The sequence below is a fragment of the Streptomyces sp. NPDC055078 genome (assembly GCF_053607985.1).
Genome location: NZ_JBSGUP010000145.1, coordinates 1 through 14,661, shown reverse-complemented (window position 1 = coordinate 14,661; position 14,661 = coordinate 1). Strand labels below are relative to the sequence as shown.

11 protein-coding genes and 1 pseudogene are annotated in these 14,661 nt (G+C 71.2%); 4 read left to right on the top strand and 8 right to left on the bottom strand.

Annotated features, from left to right (window positions below):
- The 6 genes and pseudogenes from ACWF94_RS15230 to ssd all read right to left on the bottom strand — a co-directional run.
- Window positions 1–71, bottom strand: a pseudogene (locus ACWF94_RS15230) (TadE family type IV pilus minor pilin); the annotation flags it as partial.
- A 169-nt stretch (window positions 72–240) separates the two neighbouring features.
- On the bottom strand, window positions 241–450 hold the full coding sequence (locus tag ACWF94_RS15225; RefSeq protein WP_453487819.1) for a DUF4244 domain-containing protein: 210 nt from the start codon (window positions 448–450) through the stop codon (window positions 241–243).
- 34 nt (window positions 451–484) lie between these two features.
- Entirely contained in the window at window positions 485–1,315 is an 831-nt protein-coding gene (locus ACWF94_RS15220) for a type II secretion system F family protein (RefSeq protein ID WP_453487818.1), read from the bottom strand.
- Entirely contained in the window at window positions 1,312–2,103 is a 792-nt protein-coding gene (locus ACWF94_RS15215; RefSeq protein ID WP_453487820.1) for a type II secretion system F family protein, read from the bottom strand. Before ACWF94_RS15215 ends, ACWF94_RS15220 begins: the two co-directional genes overlap by 4 nt.
- 56 nt (window positions 2,104–2,159) lie before the next feature.
- Entirely contained in the window at window positions 2,160–3,308 is a 1,149-nt protein-coding gene (locus ACWF94_RS15210; protein ID WP_453487817.1) for a TadA family conjugal transfer-associated ATPase, read from the bottom strand.
- Window positions 3,305–4,393: a septum site-determining protein Ssd gene (ssd, locus tag ACWF94_RS15205; protein WP_453487816.1), complete on the bottom strand. Its 1,089-nt coding sequence runs from the start codon at window positions 4,391–4,393 to the stop codon at window positions 3,305–3,307. The genes ACWF94_RS15210 and ssd overlap by 4 nt, the downstream gene beginning before the upstream one ends.
- Before the next feature lie 477 nt (window positions 4,394–4,870).
- On the opposite strand from ssd, the gene ACWF94_RS15200 reads away from it, so the two are divergent.
- Window positions 4,871–5,770 carry an HAD family hydrolase gene (locus tag ACWF94_RS15200; RefSeq protein WP_453487815.1) on the top strand — a complete coding sequence of 300 codons (900 nt, stop codon included), beginning with the start codon at window positions 4,871–4,873 and terminating at the stop codon, window positions 5,768–5,770.
- Window positions 5,771–6,250: 480 nt separating this feature from the next.
- On the opposite strand, the gene ACWF94_RS15195 is transcribed toward ACWF94_RS15200, so the two are convergent.
- Window positions 6,251–7,096 carry an oxidoreductase gene (locus tag ACWF94_RS15195; RefSeq protein ID WP_453487814.1) on the bottom strand — a complete coding sequence of 282 codons (846 nt, stop codon included), beginning with the start codon at window positions 7,094–7,096 and terminating at the stop codon, window positions 6,251–6,253.
- A 102-nt stretch (window positions 7,097–7,198) separates the two neighbouring features.
- Between ACWF94_RS15195 and ACWF94_RS15190 the strand changes: the two genes are divergently transcribed.
- On the top strand, window positions 7,199–8,194 hold the full coding sequence (locus ACWF94_RS15190; protein WP_453487813.1) for an ATP-binding protein: 996 nt from the start codon (window positions 7,199–7,201) through the stop codon (window positions 8,192–8,194).
- On the opposite strand, the gene ACWF94_RS15185 is transcribed toward ACWF94_RS15190, so the two are convergent.
- Window positions 8,172–9,473 (bottom strand): hypothetical protein, encoded by a 1,302-nt coding sequence (locus ACWF94_RS15185; protein WP_453487812.1) that lies wholly within the window; start codon window positions 9,471–9,473, stop codon window positions 8,172–8,174. The genes ACWF94_RS15190 and ACWF94_RS15185 overlap by 23 nt on opposite strands.
- A gap of 283 nt (window positions 9,474–9,756) precedes the next feature.
- Between ACWF94_RS15185 and ACWF94_RS15180 the strand changes: the two genes are divergently transcribed.
- Both ACWF94_RS15180 and acs read left to right on the top strand, forming a co-directional pair.
- Entirely contained in the window at window positions 9,757–12,108 is a 2,352-nt protein-coding gene (locus ACWF94_RS15180) for a bifunctional SulP family inorganic anion transporter/carbonic anhydrase (RefSeq protein WP_453487811.1), read from the top strand.
- Between the two features lie 537 nt (window positions 12,109–12,645).
- Entirely contained in the window at window positions 12,646–14,601 is a 1,956-nt protein-coding gene (gene acs / locus ACWF94_RS15175; protein ID WP_453487810.1) for an acetate--CoA ligase, read from the top strand.
- The last annotated feature ends 60 nt before the right edge of the window (window positions 14,602–14,661 follow it).

The window sequence follows — 14,661 nt, the reverse complement described above, 5'->3', positions numbered from 1 at the left end:
GCCCCGGCGCGCGCAGCGTCCACGCACTGGAGCTGTGCCGCGATGGCCACCAGCGCCCACACCAGCGCCATCACGAAGAGCACCAGGGCCGGAATCGCGACGGCCGCCTCCGCCGTCACGGACCCCCGGTCGGATCCCCCGCTCCGAGCACCCGGCCGGGGCGCCGAAGGGCTGTGCGCGCCAGGCCCGAGCGTCTGCCGCCGGGCGGGCTCCGGGCGACTCCCGGGCCCCGGTCCGCTCTCAGAACTGCGCATCGAGCGCCTTCCCGATCAACGACTCCAACGCGCCGGACACCGCCCCACTGGTGACGATCTTGTACAGAACCGCCGCGAACGCGCATGCGGCGATCGTCCCCATCGCGTACTCGGACGTGGTCATCCCCGAGTCCGCCCGGTGCCCACGCAGCCGGTGCCACAGGCGTCGCAGCCAGGCACGCGCCGGATTCCTCATGTCTGCCCCCATGTCGATCCCCCAGATATCTCGTTCAGTCGCCGTTCAGCAGTCCGCCCGCCAGCCCGATCACCACGGGAGCGACCCCGACCGCGAGAAACGCGGGCAGGAAGCACAGCCCCACCGGGGCAGTGATCAGCACCTGGGCCCGGCGGCCCCGGGCCACCGCGCTACGGGCCCGGTCCGCCCGCAGCCGCTCGGCCAGCCGGGCCACGGGCTCCGCGGCCGGAGCACCCGTGGAGTCGGCCCGCTTCAGGCAGCGGGCCAGCTCCGCCGCACCCGGTATCGCGGCGAACCAGCCCCAGGCCCGGTCCGGTTCACCGCCGAGACGCAACTCGGCCGCCGCCCGTGTCAGCCGCTCTCCGACCGGACCGCCCAGCGATTCCCCGACCGCCTCCGCGGCTTCGCGCGGCCCGGCCCCCGCGGAGATGCACGCGGCCAGCAGATCGGCCGCGAGCGGCAGTTGCCGCTCGCCGTCGCCGTCGGCGTCAGCTTCGGTGCCAGTGCCGGTATCGCCGTCGACGGCAAGAGCCGTGCTCGTGCCCGCATCCGTCCTGCCCGGTCCACCACGCCGCTGCCTCCGCCATACGCCGTATGCGGCAGCGAGCCCGACAGCGCACCCGAGCACCCCTCCCACCAGGACATATCCGGTGACCACGGCACCGAACGGAGCGGCCCAGCGCCTGATCCACACCCGGGGCTCCGGGCGCCATCGCCGGCGGCTCCGCTCCCTCGCCAGAAGGATCTCGGCGCGCCGGCGCACCCGGCGCTCACGGCGGCGACCGAGAGCGCCGGACGCCAGCCAGATCACGGTCGCCGCGACCAGTACCGGTGTCCCCAGCCTGTGGACGAGGTCGCCCGTCATTCCACCTGCCCCTTCCCGGTGATCCGGGCCGCCCAGCAGACCCCGGCGATCTGCAGCAATCCGCCGATCAGCAGGCACATCAGGCCCGCCGGGGTGTGCAGCAGCACCCGAAACGGGTCGGCGCCCAGGCCCCAGCCCATGGCCAGTCCCACCACGGGCAGCAGCGCCAGCAACCCGATCGTCGACCGCGCGCCCGCCAACTGGGCCCGGGTGTCCTCCCGCTGGTCCCGGTCCGCGCGCAGCGCCGCCTCCAGACGGTCGAGCCCCGCGACGAGGCCCGCCCCGCTGTCCACGGCCACCCGCCAGCAGGCGGCGACACCGGCCAGCCCGTCCGCGCCCGGCTCACGGGCCGCCTCCCGCAGCGCCTGGGGCACATCGCCCCCGAACCGGGCCGCCGCGACCACCGCGGCCTCTCCAGAGCCCAGCGCGCCCGTGGCCCCGGCCGCGCACACCAGTGCCTGGCCCGGCTGAAGCCCCGCCCGCAGTTCCCCGGAGACCGCGCCGCACAGCGCGATCACCTCCGCGGCCCGCCGCTCCCGCACCCTGGACCGCTCCCGGGTCCGCAGCCGACGTCTCACCAGCGGCACCGCAACCACCCCGGCGATCAGCGGCAGCACCGACTCGCCCAGCACAGCCGGCACCAGCGCCACCGGCAGGCACAGCCACTCCCGCCGCGGCCACACCACCGGCCGCAGCCGCTCCCACGACCACGGCGGAGGCTCCGGCACCACCCCGCCCCCGGCGACCAGCAGCCTCGCCCGCGTCAGCCCCCGGTCCCGGCCGGCCATCGCGCACGCCACAGCCACCAAGCACAGCGCCGCCGCGTAACCCGGATCAGCGATGGTCACAGCGCACCCCCCGTGAGCATCCGGAAGCGCTCCCAGCCCGGTCCGTACGCGAACGCCTCCGTGCCCCACCGCAGAGCGGGCACCGTCCGCACCAGCCCCGCCGCGTCCCGCTCCAGCACATGCGCCTCGGCGACCCGGCGGCGGCCGTCCCGGTCCCGTACGAGATGGATCACGACCGAGAGCGCCGCCGCCAGCTGGCTGTGCAGGGCGGCTCGGTCGAGCCCGGCGGCCGTACCCAGGGCTTCGAGCCGCGCGGGGACGTCCGCCGCCGCGTTCGCGTGAACGGTCCCGCAGCCGCCCTCGTGCCCCGTGTTCAGCGCGGCCAGCAGCTCGGTGACCTCCGCTCCCCGGACCTCGCCGACGACCAGCCGGTCGGGCCGCATGCGCAGGGCCTGCCGGACCAGGTCCCGCAGCGCGACCCGGCCCGCGCCCTCCTGATTCGCCGGGCGGGACTCCAGGCGCACGACATGAGGGTGGTCGGGGCGCAGTTCCGCGGAGTCCTCGGCCAGCACGATCCGCTCACGTCCGCCGACGAGCCCCAGCAGGCTCGCCAACAGGGTTGTCTTGCCTGTGCCCGTACCACCACTGATCAGGAACGACAGCCGAGCGTCGATCAGCGCCCGGAGCACCCGGTCGCCGCCCGGCGGGACGGTCCCGGCCGCCAGCAGCTCCGCCATCGAGAACGCACGGGGCCGCACCACCCGCAGGGACAGGCAGGTGCAGCCAACCGCGACCGGGGGAATCACGGCGTGCATCCGGGTCCCGTCCGGCAGCCGGGCGTCCACCCACGGCCTGGCGTCGTCCAGCCGCCGCTCGGCGACGGCGGCGAGCCGCTGGGCCAGCCTGCGCACCGAGGCGGCGTCGGTGAAGCGCACCCCGGTCAGCTCCAGGCCCCGGCCCCGGTCCACCCACACCCGGTCGGGAGCGCAGACCAGCACATCGGTCACGGCCGGATCGGCCAGCAGGGGCTCCAGCGGCCCGGTCCCCACCAGCTCGCACCGCAGGGCCTCGGTGCCGCCGAGCACCTCCGCGTCCCCCAGCAGCCTCCCCTGTGCCCGCAGGGCCGCCGCGACCCGGGCCGGAGTGGGCTCGGCGCCGCTCTCCGCGAGACGCTGCCGTACGGCGTCCAGCAGCCCGCTGCTCATGAGGCCGCGCTCCCGGCCAGCGCACGGTCCCAGAAGGCCGCGCAGAACCTGCCCAGGGGCCCGCGCCCGGCTCCCGGCGGAGAACCCCCGTCCTGGGCGAGGAGCAGTCCGGCCTCACTGGGCAGCTCACCCGCGAGCGGCAGGCCCAGCGAGGCAGCGACCCATCCCTCGTCCAGCCCCGCGGCATACGGGCCGCGCGCCACGACGCGCAGATCCTCCAGGACCATGCCCACCACCGACGCCACCCGGTTCGCCGCGGCGACCGCGCGCAGCTCGCCCGGTACCACCAGCAGCCCCAGGTCCAGCTGGGCCAGCATCTCCACGACCCCTTCGTCGACCCGGCGCGGCAGATCGACCACGACCACCCCGCCGCGCCTGCGCGCCGCGGCCAGCACCGACCGCATCGCCTCCGGCGGGATCACCACCGAGTCGCCCCGGTCCCAGCTGAGCACGCGGAGCTGGTGCAACTCGGGCAGCGACTCCTCCAGGGCGCCACCCGCGACCCGGCCCTTGGAGGCGGCGAAATCCGGCCATCGTCTTCCCGCTGCTCGCTCACCGCCGAGCAGCACATCGAGACCTCCGCCGAGCGGGTCGGCGTCGACGAGCATGGTGCGCCGACCGGTCCGGGCGGCGGTCACCGCCAGCGCGCAGGCCAGCGTCGACGCCCCGGCTCCGCCGCGCCCGCCGATCACCCCGACCGTCAGCGCCTGCTGTCCGACGCCCTCGACCACATCGGCGATCCGGTCGAGGAGCCAGCTCTCCGCGTCGGGCAGCCTCAGCACGGAGTCCGCCCCGATCTCCACCGCGTACCGCCAGACGTCCGGGTCGTCCTGATCGCGCCCGACGAGCAGCACCCCACGGCGGCGGGCGGCACCCCGGCAGCGCGCGGCTGCGTCGTCGCCGACCAGGACCAGGGGAGCCCCTTCCCAGCTGCCCCCGTCCTCCGGGACCGAATGACGGACCTCCGGCTCGGCGCCCGCCGCGGCGCACAACCGCAGCAGATCGTCGAGCAGTTCCATGTCCTCGGTGACGATCAGGGGCCCTTCCCGCCGGCCTTCGCCGACCGGTGCCCTCTTCGATGTCATGGATCCAGCCACGATCTCCACCCCCGATTGCTGCGATCCCGCTTCGTAACGGGATCGGTGATTCCTGGCTTCCGCGAACTACGCGGGTGGAATCACGGTGCAGCACACCGGAAAAACGTGTGGATCTTGCTAAAAAGCTGTGGACAACTCACCACTTGTGAATATCTCCGTAGCCCATACCAGTGACTCCCACGAGCACCCCTTCCGCTACGCACAGTGACGATGCAGAGTGGTGGAGACCGCACCCGGCGAAGGGCCCAAAAAGGGAGAAGGATCGAAATGGATCACGGCCGTATCACGAAAACACGTCCGGACATGCGACGACCCCCGCCGGGGGGGGAGAGCGGGGGTCGTCTCTCCGGCCGACTCGGGGGGGGAGGAGCCGGACCGGGTTAGCACGGTCGCGAACGATCCGTGACTTCCATGGTGTACCCGACAGCCTTCTCAGGCAAACCCACACGCCGGAGCGTACGCCGAATGGTGGGCACCTATGCTCGGCTCGTGGAAAACCACTCCTTGCCTCGCGCAGCCGCGTTCTTTGATCTGGACAAGACGGTCATTGCGAAGTCTTCGACGCTGACCTTCAGCAAGTCCTTCTACCAAGGCGGCCTGATCAACCGGCGGGCCGTACTGCGGACCGCCTATGCCCAGTTCGTTTTTCTCGCGGGCGGCGCCGACCACGACCAGATGGAGCGGATGCGGGAGTACCTCTCCGCCCTCTGCAAGGGCTGGAACGTCCAGCAGGTGAAGGAGATCGTCGCCGAGACCCTGCACGATCTGATCGACCCGATCATCTACGACGAGGCCGCTTCCCTCATCGAGGAGCACCACACCGCGGGCCGGGACGTGGTCATCGTCTCCACCTCGGGCGCCGAGGTGGTCGAGCCGATCGGCGAGCTTCTCGGCGCGGACCGGGTGGTCGCCACACGCATGGTGGTGGGCGACGACGGCTGTTTCACCGGCGAGGTGGAGTACTACGCCTATGGGCCGACGAAAGCCGAAGCCATCAAGGAACTGGCCGCCTCCGAGGGATACGACCTCTCCCGTTGCTACGCCTACAGCGACTCCGCCACCGATGTTCCGATGCTGGAGTCCGTGGGCCACCCCTATGCCGTGAATCCGGACCGGGCACTGCGCCGGGAGGCAACCGCGCGCGACTGGCCGATTCTCGTCTTCAACCGGCCGGTCCGGCTGAAACAGCGGCTGCCCGCGTTCTCCATGCCCCCGCGCCCCGCCCTGGTCGCCGCCGCGGCCGTGGGCGCCGCGGCTGCGACGGCCGGTCTGGTCTGGTACGCCAGCCGGCGCCGCAGCTCCGCCGCTCAGGCCACGGCGGCGGAAGTCATCGGCGGCGCCTTGATTCGCTTCGCCCGTATTTGAACCTAAAAGTAAAGAACCAAGGCGAGGGCTTCCGCTTCCCTCCGCGCTGGAGTACAAAGGAGTCAACGGCCCGCGAGACCAAGGCCATCCGAGAGGATCACCTGAAAACGCATAAAGGCCCCACGGACCGAGCATGAAAACTGAGCACCCACGCGACGTCGACCCGTCGATTACGGGCCAGCCGCACCAGGTGACGGGCAGAAGTACCCGACCTGATGGGCAACACTTCGAGGACGCCTGGTAACTCGGTGGACGTGCCAGCGGCGGTACCGGGACCGGTACCGCCGCAACCCTGTTCAGGGCCCCGCCGCCAGCCCCCAGGGCCCGGACCGCGCCGTACAACCATCGGTGCGGCGGGAGCAGCCGGACTCCATGACGGTCCGCCGGGCCCACGGCCTCGCCGTGCGCCGCCCGCCCGCGTACGAACGCGGACTCACCGCCCACTCACCGCGTGCCGCTACTCACCGCGTGCCGCTTCGTTCATGCGGCCCCGCGCTGGAGCGCCTCACAGACCGCCGTCGACTCCCTGACACCCAGTTCCACCGAGCGCCCGCAGTGCGCGATCCAGGCGGCCATCCCTTCCGGGGTACCGGCCGTATAGCCGTCGAAGGCCGTGGCGTACGCGGCCCGGCCCTGCTCCGCGTGCCCGACCTCCGCCGGGCAGATCGACTTCGGGTCCAGCCCGCTGCCGATCAGGACGATGCGCTCGGCGGCGCGGGCCACCAGGCCGTTGTACGAGCCGAAGGGGCGCAGCGCGAGCAGTTCGCCGTGCACCACGGCGGCCGTCACCAGCGCCGGGGCCGAACTGCCGGCGATGATCAGTGCGGCGAGTCCGTCCAAGCGGCCGGCCAGTTCGTCCGCGTCCGGGAGTGGGGCCTCGACGAGGGGCTCGTCGACCGGTTCGCCCGCCAGCCTCGGGCGGCCCACGGTCTCGTCGTCACCGGCGCCGCCCGCCGCGACCAGATGCAGCCTCGCCAGCACCCGCAGCGGCGACTGCCGCCAGACGGAGAGGAGTTGTCCCGCCTCGGCGGTCAGCCGCAGTGCGGCGCCGACCGTAAGGGCCTCGGACCCGACGCTGAAGTCGGTACGCCTGCGGACCTCTTCCAGCGCCCAGTCCGCACCGGACAGCGCGGCGGAACCACGCGCTCCGCGCAGTGCCGCCTCCGAGGTGACCTCATTGCTCCGCCGTCTCATGATCCGGTGCCCGTAGACCCGGTCGACGGCCTTGCGGACGGAGTCCACGGAGTCGGCCACGCCCGGCAGCGAGCCGAGAGGGGCGAGGGGATCGGCCGACGGGGCGGACGGTTCGGAAGCATGCGTGCTCATAGGCAGCGAGGCTACGCGCCCGCGGCGTACGCCCCACCTTGGAGTGGTCTTCTTCACTCGGCTTGACCGTACCCGGGGCGGTAACCACTACCCTAGGTGAACATGAAGATCGCTTTCGTAGGGAAGGGCGGCAGCGGCAAGACCACGCTGTCCTCGCTCTTCATCCGCCATCTGGCCGCCAATGAGGCCCCCGTCGTCGCGGTGGACGCCGACATCAATCAGCATCTGGGGGCCGCGCTCGGACTCGACGAGACACAGTCGGCCCAGCTGCCCGCCATGGGCGCGCATCTGCCGCTGATCAAGGACTATCTGCGGGGCTCCAACCCCCGGATCGCCTCGGCCGAGACAATGATCAAGACCACCCCTCCGGGGGAGGGCTCCCGACTGCTGCGCGTCCGCGAGGACAATCCGGTCTACGACGCCTGTGCCCGTACGGTCCGGCTCGACGACGGCGACATCCGGCTGATGGCGACCGGCCCCTTCGCCGAGTCGGACCTCGGGGTGGCCTGCTACCACTCCAAGGTCGGCGCGGTGGAGCTGTGCCTCAACCATCTGATCGACGGGCCCGACGAGTACGTGGTCGTCGACATGACCGCCGGGTCGGACTCCTTCGCCTCCGGGATGTTCACCCGCTTCGACATGACCTTCCTGGTGGCCGAGCCCACCCGCAAGGGCGTCTCCGTCTACCGTCAGTACAAGGAGTACGCACGGGACTTCGGCGTCGCGCTCAAGGTCGTCGGGAACAAGGTGCAGGGCCAGGACGACGTGGACTTCCTGCGGGACGAGGTGGGCGCCGACCTGCTCGTCACGATGGGGCACTCCGACTGGGTGCGCGCGATGGAGAAGGGCCGGCCCCAGCGCTTCGAGCTGCTGGAGGCGGACAACCGCATGTCGCTCCAGACGCTCCAGGACGCCGCGGAGGACTCGTACGAACAGCGCGACTGGGAGCGCTACACGCGCCAGATGGTGCACTTCCACCTCAGGAACGCGGAGAGCTGGGGGAACGCGAAGACGGGGGCCGACCTGGCCGCGCAGGTCGACCCCGCCTTCGTCCTCGGGGAACGGGCGGCGGACGTCAGCGCTCCGCTGCCGGCCTGACCACGGCCGGCTCAGCGCGCTTGGCCGACTCGGCGCGCTTGGCCGGCTGACCCGCCGGTGCCGCGGGCTGGGTGGCGAGGAAGGCCGCCCAGCCCTCCTTCGGCGCCTCGCCGACCTTAAGGGTGCGCATCTTCGCCAGCACCCGCGGGTCCTGCGCGTCGAGCCAGTCGGCGAGCTGCCGGAAGGACACGCACTTCACGTCCTTCTTGACACAGACCGTGGCGATCGTCTCCTCGATGGCGCGCATATAGGTGCCGCCGTTCCAGGACTCGAAGTGGTTGCCGATGATCAGCGGCGCACGGTTGCCCTGATGAGCGCGGTCGAATGCCTGCACGAGACCGTCACGCATCTGGTCGCCCCAGTACTCGTGCTGCGCGGGGTCGCCCTTGACGGTCCCGGACTGGTTGACCATGAAGTTGTAGTCCATGGACAGGGTCTCGAAAGCGCGGCCGGGAAACGGGACCAGCTGGAGCGAGAGATCCCAGAGGCCGAGTTCCTTCTCCGGCCAGATCTGGTCGTTGACACCGCTGGTGTCGTAGCGGAAGCCCAGCTCACTGGCGGCGCGCACAAAGTTCTTGCGCCCCTCCAGACACGGGGTGCGGGCGCCGATCAGCTCCTTGTCGTAGTCGAAGGGCAGCGGCTGCTCGCTCTTCAGTCCCGAGTTCGACTTCCAGTTCTTCACAAAGGACTTGGCCTGGCTGATCTCGCTCTTCCACTCGTCCACGGACCAGGTGCCCACGCCCCCGTCCGCGCCGCAGAAGTGGCCGTTGAAGTGGGTGCCCACCTCGTTGCCCTCCTGCCAGGCACCGCGCAGCTCGCGCACGGTGGCCTGGATGCCCCTGGCATCGTTGAAGCCGATGTCGGAGCGCCCGGCCGAGTGCTGCGGTGGCAGGTACATGCTCGACTTCTCCTCGGGGAGGAGATACACGCCGCTGAGGAAGTAGGTCATCGTGGCGTCGTACTTCCTGCCGACCTTGCGGAAGTGGGAGAACAGCTTCTGGCTGTCCTCGCCCGCGCCGTCCCAGGAGAACACCACGAACTGCGGTGGCTTCTGACCGGGCTTCAGCCGCTCGGGCTTGAGCTGGCCGGGCTGGGCTCCGGTGAAGGCCGTTGAGCCGTCGCCGATGAGCTGCGGCGCGGCCTTGGCGGCCGCCTTCTTGTTGGCTCCGGGCGCGCCTTCGCTTCGGGCGTCCTCATCGGACCCGGAACAGCCCGCGAGTCCCGCGATCAGTGCGGTGGCTACCGCGCCCACGGCGACCCTCTGTGTGACGGCCTTCATCCGCCCACCTCTTTCATATGACTTTGTGATTTTCCGACCGGCGTCGATGGCGCCGACAAAGTCGCATCGAGGTGAGGGGGGAGCAGGGGCGACGAGCCGCAATAAGCCCACTAATCACTGGAACGGGTGAAAGACTGCCCTATTTGCGCAGAAAATCATGCCCCAGTCTTTACTCTGCATTACGATCAATTTACTGAGAGTTGAGAATCCCGCCGCTGCACGCCGTGACCCACGGCCGCGCCCCACATTCCGCGACCGCGCTGCCCCGGAGGAGACGGGAACCATGTCCGCCTGCGTCCCCACCCGCACCGACCCCTTTTCTCGCGAACCCCACGAGACGGCCACGACCGAGGAGGAGCGCCCGCACAGCCCTTCTCCACCCGGCGACGGCGACCGCCGTCGCTTCCGTATCGCGGGAGCCGACCTGTCCGCGTCGGTCTCCGTCTTCCTGATCGCCCTGCCGCTCTCCCTCGGCATCGCCCTCGCCACCGGCGCACCCCTCCAGGCCGGACTGGTGGCCGCGGCGGTCGGCGGCATCGTCGCGGGCCGGGTAGGCGGATCCCCGCTCCAGGTCAGCGGGCCGGCGGCGGGGCTCACCGTCGTCACAGCCGATCTGATCCAGCAGTACGGCTGGCGCGTCACCTGCGCCATCACCGTCCTCGCCGGATTCGCCCAGCTCGGGCTGGCCGCCCTGCGGGTCGCCCGCTCCGCGCTCGCCGTCAGCCCGGCGATCGTGCACGGCATGCTCGCCGGCATCGGCGTCACGATCGCCCTCGCGCAGCTCCATATCGTGCTCGGCAGTACGCCCCAGAGCTCCGCCGTCGACAACATCCGGGCGCTGCCCGCCCAGTTGGCCCAGCTCCATCCGGCCGCGCTCACCGTCAGCGCCCTGACCGTGGCCGTGCTGCTGGCCTGGCCGAGGATCCCCGGCCGACCGGGGCGGATCGTCCGGAAGATCCCCGCCGCGCTCGCCGCGGTGGCGGGGGCGACCACCCTCGCCGTGCTCGCCACGCTGGACCTGCCCCGTGTCGACCTTCCGTCCTGGAGCAGCCACGCCCTTCCCGCACTGCCCGACGGACCGGTGCTCGGCATTGTCGCCGCCGTCCTGACGATCACCCTGGTGGGCAGCGTGGAGTCCCTGCTCTCGGCGGTCGCCGTCGACAAGCTGGTGGCGGCCCGCAAGGAGCCGGACGTCCGTATCCCCCGTGCCGATCTCGACCGGGAACTGGCCGGCCAGGGGGCCGCCAATGTGGTCTCCGGCGCGCTCGGCGGACTGCCCATCACCGGAGTGGCCGTGCGCAGTTCGGCCAATGTGGCGGCCGGCGCCGTCAGCCGCCACTCCACGATGCTGCACGGACTGTGGGTCGTCCTCGCCGCGCTGCTGCTGGTGCCCCTGCTCGATCTGATCCCCCTGGCCGCGCTCGCCGCGCTGGTGATGGTGGTCGGCATCCAGATGGTCAACATCACGCATCTGCGGAGCGTGCGGCGGAACAGGGAAATGCTGGTGTACGCCGTGACCCTGGTCTCGGTCGTCGCCACCGGGGTCCTGGAGGGCGTGGTGATCGGGATCGCGGTGGCGGTCGCGGTCGCGCTGCACCGGCTGACCAGGACCAGAATCACCGAGGAGCAGCGGGAGGGCGTCCACCGGGTGCGGGTGCGGGGCCAGTTGACCTTCCTCGCCGTGCCCCGGCTGAGCAGGGCACTGAGCCAGGTGCCCCACGGCACGGAGTGTGTGGTCGAGCTGGACGGGTCCTTCATGGACCACGCCGCATACGAGGCGCTGCACGACTGGCAGCTCGCCCATGTCGCCCAGGGCGGGACAGTGGAGTTCACCGGCCGGGCCGGTGGCCGGATCAGCGAGCCCGCATCCGAGACCCATGGCTGCTGTCGGCCATGGACCCCCTGGCGCAATCACCACTGCGAGGACCGGCCCCAGCACGCCACCGCCCATCGGCTGGCGGACGGCCTCAGCTCCTTCCAGCGCGATACGGCTCCGCTCGTACGGGACGAACTGGCGCGGCTGGAGCGCGAGGGACAGCAGCCATCGCAGCTCTTTCTCACCTGCGCGGACTCCCGCCTGGTCACCAGCATGATCACGGCCAGCGGACCGGGCGATCTGTTCACCGTGCGCAATATCGGCAATCTGGTGCCCCTGCCCGGCGACGAGAGCAGTGACGACTCGGTGGCGGCCGCGATCGAGTACGCCGTCGATGTCCTGCGGGTGAATTCGATCACCGTATGCGGGCACTCCGACTGCAGCGCGATGGAGGCCCTCCTGGCCATCCCGCCCGGGGGCGCGCAGACACCGCTGCGGCGCTGGCTGCGCCACGCCCGGCCCAGCCTGGAGCGGATGAGGAGCCGGCACCGCTCCTGGGCACGGATCTCGGGGCGGCTGCCCACCGACGCGGCGGAGCAACTGTGTCTGACCAATGTGCTCCAGCAACTGGAGCATCTGCGGGCCCATGAGTCGGTGTCCCGGCGGCTCGCCGAAGGCACCCTTGAGCTGCACGGGATGTACTTCCATGTCGGCGAGGCCCAGGCGTATCTGCTCGCCAGCAGCGACGAGCATGCGTTCGACGCGGTCTTCGACCGGGTCGTGCCCGCGTCGTCGCCCCTGGTGAAGGCACACGTCTGACCGCATCCCGCGCCCAGTCGCCGGGCACGGCGGCGAGGGTGCGGGCCCATCGGCGCAGCGTGCGGACCCGTCGGCGTAGCGTGCGGACCCGTCGGCGCGGGGGCCGAGCCATATACGCGTGCTGGGACCGAACCCCATCGGCGGAGGTGCCGGACTCCCGTCCGCGCTCAGGGGCAGGCCCCGTCCGCCCGGGTGCCGGACCCCATCCGCGCCGACACCCGCCGCGAAGGCTGAACCGGACCCGCGTCGGTACCCGCGGCACGGGCTGAACCGGACCCGCGCGCCGTCCGTGGAAACGTATGAGCACCTCCCTCCCACCGCCCGGGACGGAGGGGCCGTCCATGGTGACAGCCGGTACCGCATGGGGCGCCGGTCCCTCGGCGCCGGGGATCGTTCATGATGGATCGACGCCGACAACAGACAGACCCGATAGGTCTAAACCAATTTCCGGAAGGCTCTTGTCACCCGGCCCTCCGGCTGGTGAGCTATGGCATCGGACACATACGCACAGAAGACGCCCTGGGAAAGGGAGATGTCGTGAGCAACGAAAGCCTGGCCAACCTGCTCAAGGAAGAGCGGCGGTTCGCACCGCCGGCCGAGCTGGCCGCGAACGCCAATGTGACAGCGGAGGCGTACGAACAGGCCAAGGCGGACAGGCTTGGCTTCTGGGCCGAGCAGGCACGGCGGCTCACCTGGGCCACCGAGCCGACCGAGACCCTCGACTGGAGCAACCCGCCCTTCGCCAAGTGGTTCGCGGACGGGAAGCTGAATGTCGCCTACAACTGTGTGGACCGCCATGTCGAGGCCGGGAACGGCGACCGCGTCGCGATCCACTTCGAGGGCGAGCCCGGCGACAGCCGCGCCGTCACCTACGCCGAACTCAAGGACGAGGTCTCGCGCGCCGCGAACGCGCTGACCGAGCTGGGGGTCCGGAAGGGCGACCGGGTCGCCGTCTATCTGCCCATGATCCCGGAGGCCGTCGTCGCGATGCTGGCCTGCGCCCGTATCGGCGCCGCGCACTCGGTGGTCTTCGGCGGCTTCTCCGCCGACGCCGTCGCCTCCCGTATCCAGGACGCCGACGCCAAGCTGGTGATCACCGCGGACGGCGGCTACCGCCGTGGCAAGCCGAGCGCGCTCAAGCCCGCGATCGACGAGGCGGTGGCCAAGTGCCCGCAGGTCGACCATGTCCTGGTGGTGCGGCGCACCGGCGAGGACACCGTCATGGCCGAGGGCCGCGATGTGTGGTGGCACGACATCGTCGCCCGCCAGTCCGCGGAGCACACCCCCGAGGCGTTCGAGGCCGAGCACCCGCTCTTCATCCTCTACACCTCAGGGACCACCGGTAAGCCGAAGGGCATTCTGCACACCTCCGGCGGCTATCTCACCCAGGCCGCCTACACCCACCACGCCGTCTTCGACCTCAAGCCCGAGTCGGACGTCTACTGGTGCACCGCCGATGTCGGCTGGGTGACCGGCCACTCGTACATCGTGTACGGGCCGCTGGCCAATGGCGCGACCCAGGTGCTGTACGAGGGCACGCCCGACACCCCGCACCAGGGCCGGTTCTGGGAGGTCGTGCAGAAGTACGGCGTCACGATCCTCTACACGGCGCCGACCGCGATCCGTACGTTCATGAAGTGGGGCGACGACATCCCCGCCAAGTTCGACCTGTCCAGCCTGCGGGTTCTCGGGTCGGTCGGGGAGCCGATCAACCCGGAGGCGTGGATCTGGTACCGGGAGCACATCGGCGCGGGCAAGGCGCCGATCGTGGACACCTGGTGGCAGACGGAGACCGGCGCGATGATGATCTCGCCGCTGCCGGGTGTCACCGAGACCAAGCCCGGCTCCGCGCAGCGCGCGCTGCCCGGGATCTCCGCGACCGTCGTGGACGACGAGGCCAACGAGGTGCCCGACGGCGGGGGCGGCTATCTCGTCCTCACCGAGCCGTGGCCGTCGATGCTGCGCACCATCTGGGGCGATGACCAGCGGTTCATCGACACCTACTGGTCACGTTTCCCGGGCAGGTACTTCGCCGGCGACGGTGCCAAGAAGGACGACGACGGCGACATCTGGCTGCTCGGCCGGGTCGACGACGTGATGCTGGTCTCCGGCCACAACATCTCCACGACGGAGGTGGAGTCCGCGCTCGTCTCGCACCCCAAGGTCGCCGAGGCGGCGGTCGTGGGCGCGGCCGACGAGACGACCGGTCAGGCGATTGTCGCCTTTGTGATCCTCCGTGGTACGGCGTCGGAGGACGAGAACCTGGTGGCGGAGCTGCGCAACCATGTGGGGGCGACGCTCGGCCCGATCGCCAAGCCGAAGCGGGTGCTGCCGGTGGCGGAGCTGCCGAAGACCCGCTCCGGCAAGATCATGCGCCGGCTGCTGCGTGATGTGGCGGAGAACCGGCAGCTCGGCGATGTCACCACGCTCACCGACTCCTCGGTGATGGATCTGATCCAGACCCGGCTTCCGGACGCGGCGTCCGAGGACTGATCCACCGGCCGCGCACCGAGCGCGAGCCCCAGAGCGGCACCCGTACGGGCACCCGGCATC

What these genes read in the sequence shown, in the direction of transcription:
- ACWF94_RS15200 (WP_453487815.1), top strand. Translation starts at nt 4,871, where the DNA reads ATGGTGGGCACCTATGCTCGGCTCGTGGAAAACCACTCCTTGCCTCGC.
- ACWF94_RS15210 (WP_453487817.1), bottom strand. Translation starts at nt 3,308, where the DNA reads ATGAGCAGCGGGCTGCTGGACGCCGTACGGCAGCGTCTCGCGGAGAGC.
- ACWF94_RS15190 (WP_453487813.1), top strand. Translation starts at nt 7,199, where the DNA reads ATGAAGATCGCTTTCGTAGGGAAGGGCGGCAGCGGCAAGACCACGCTG.
- ACWF94_RS15180 (WP_453487811.1), top strand. Translation starts at nt 9,757, where the DNA reads ATGTCCGCCTGCGTCCCCACCCGCACCGACCCCTTTTCTCGCGAACCC.
- ssd (WP_453487816.1), bottom strand. Translation starts at nt 4,393, where the DNA reads ATGACATCGAAGAGGGCACCGGTCGGCGAAGGCCGGCGGGAAGGGCCC.
- ACWF94_RS15220 (WP_453487818.1), bottom strand. Translation starts at nt 1,315, where the DNA reads ATGACGGGCGACCTCGTCCACAGGCTGGGGACACCGGTACTGGTCGCG.
- ACWF94_RS15225 (WP_453487819.1), bottom strand. Translation starts at nt 450, where the DNA reads ATGAGGAATCCGGCGCGTGCCTGGCTGCGACGCCTGTGGCACCGGCTG.
- ACWF94_RS15195 (WP_453487814.1), bottom strand. Translation starts at nt 7,096, where the DNA reads ATGAGCACGCATGCTTCCGAACCGTCCGCCCCGTCGGCCGATCCCCTC.
- ACWF94_RS15215 (WP_453487820.1), bottom strand. Translation starts at nt 2,103, where the DNA reads ATGGCCGGCCGGGACCGGGGGCTGACGCGGGCGAGGCTGCTGGTCGCC.
- ACWF94_RS15185 (WP_453487812.1), bottom strand. Translation starts at nt 9,473, where the DNA reads ATGAAGGCCGTCACACAGAGGGTCGCCGTGGGCGCGGTAGCCACCGCA.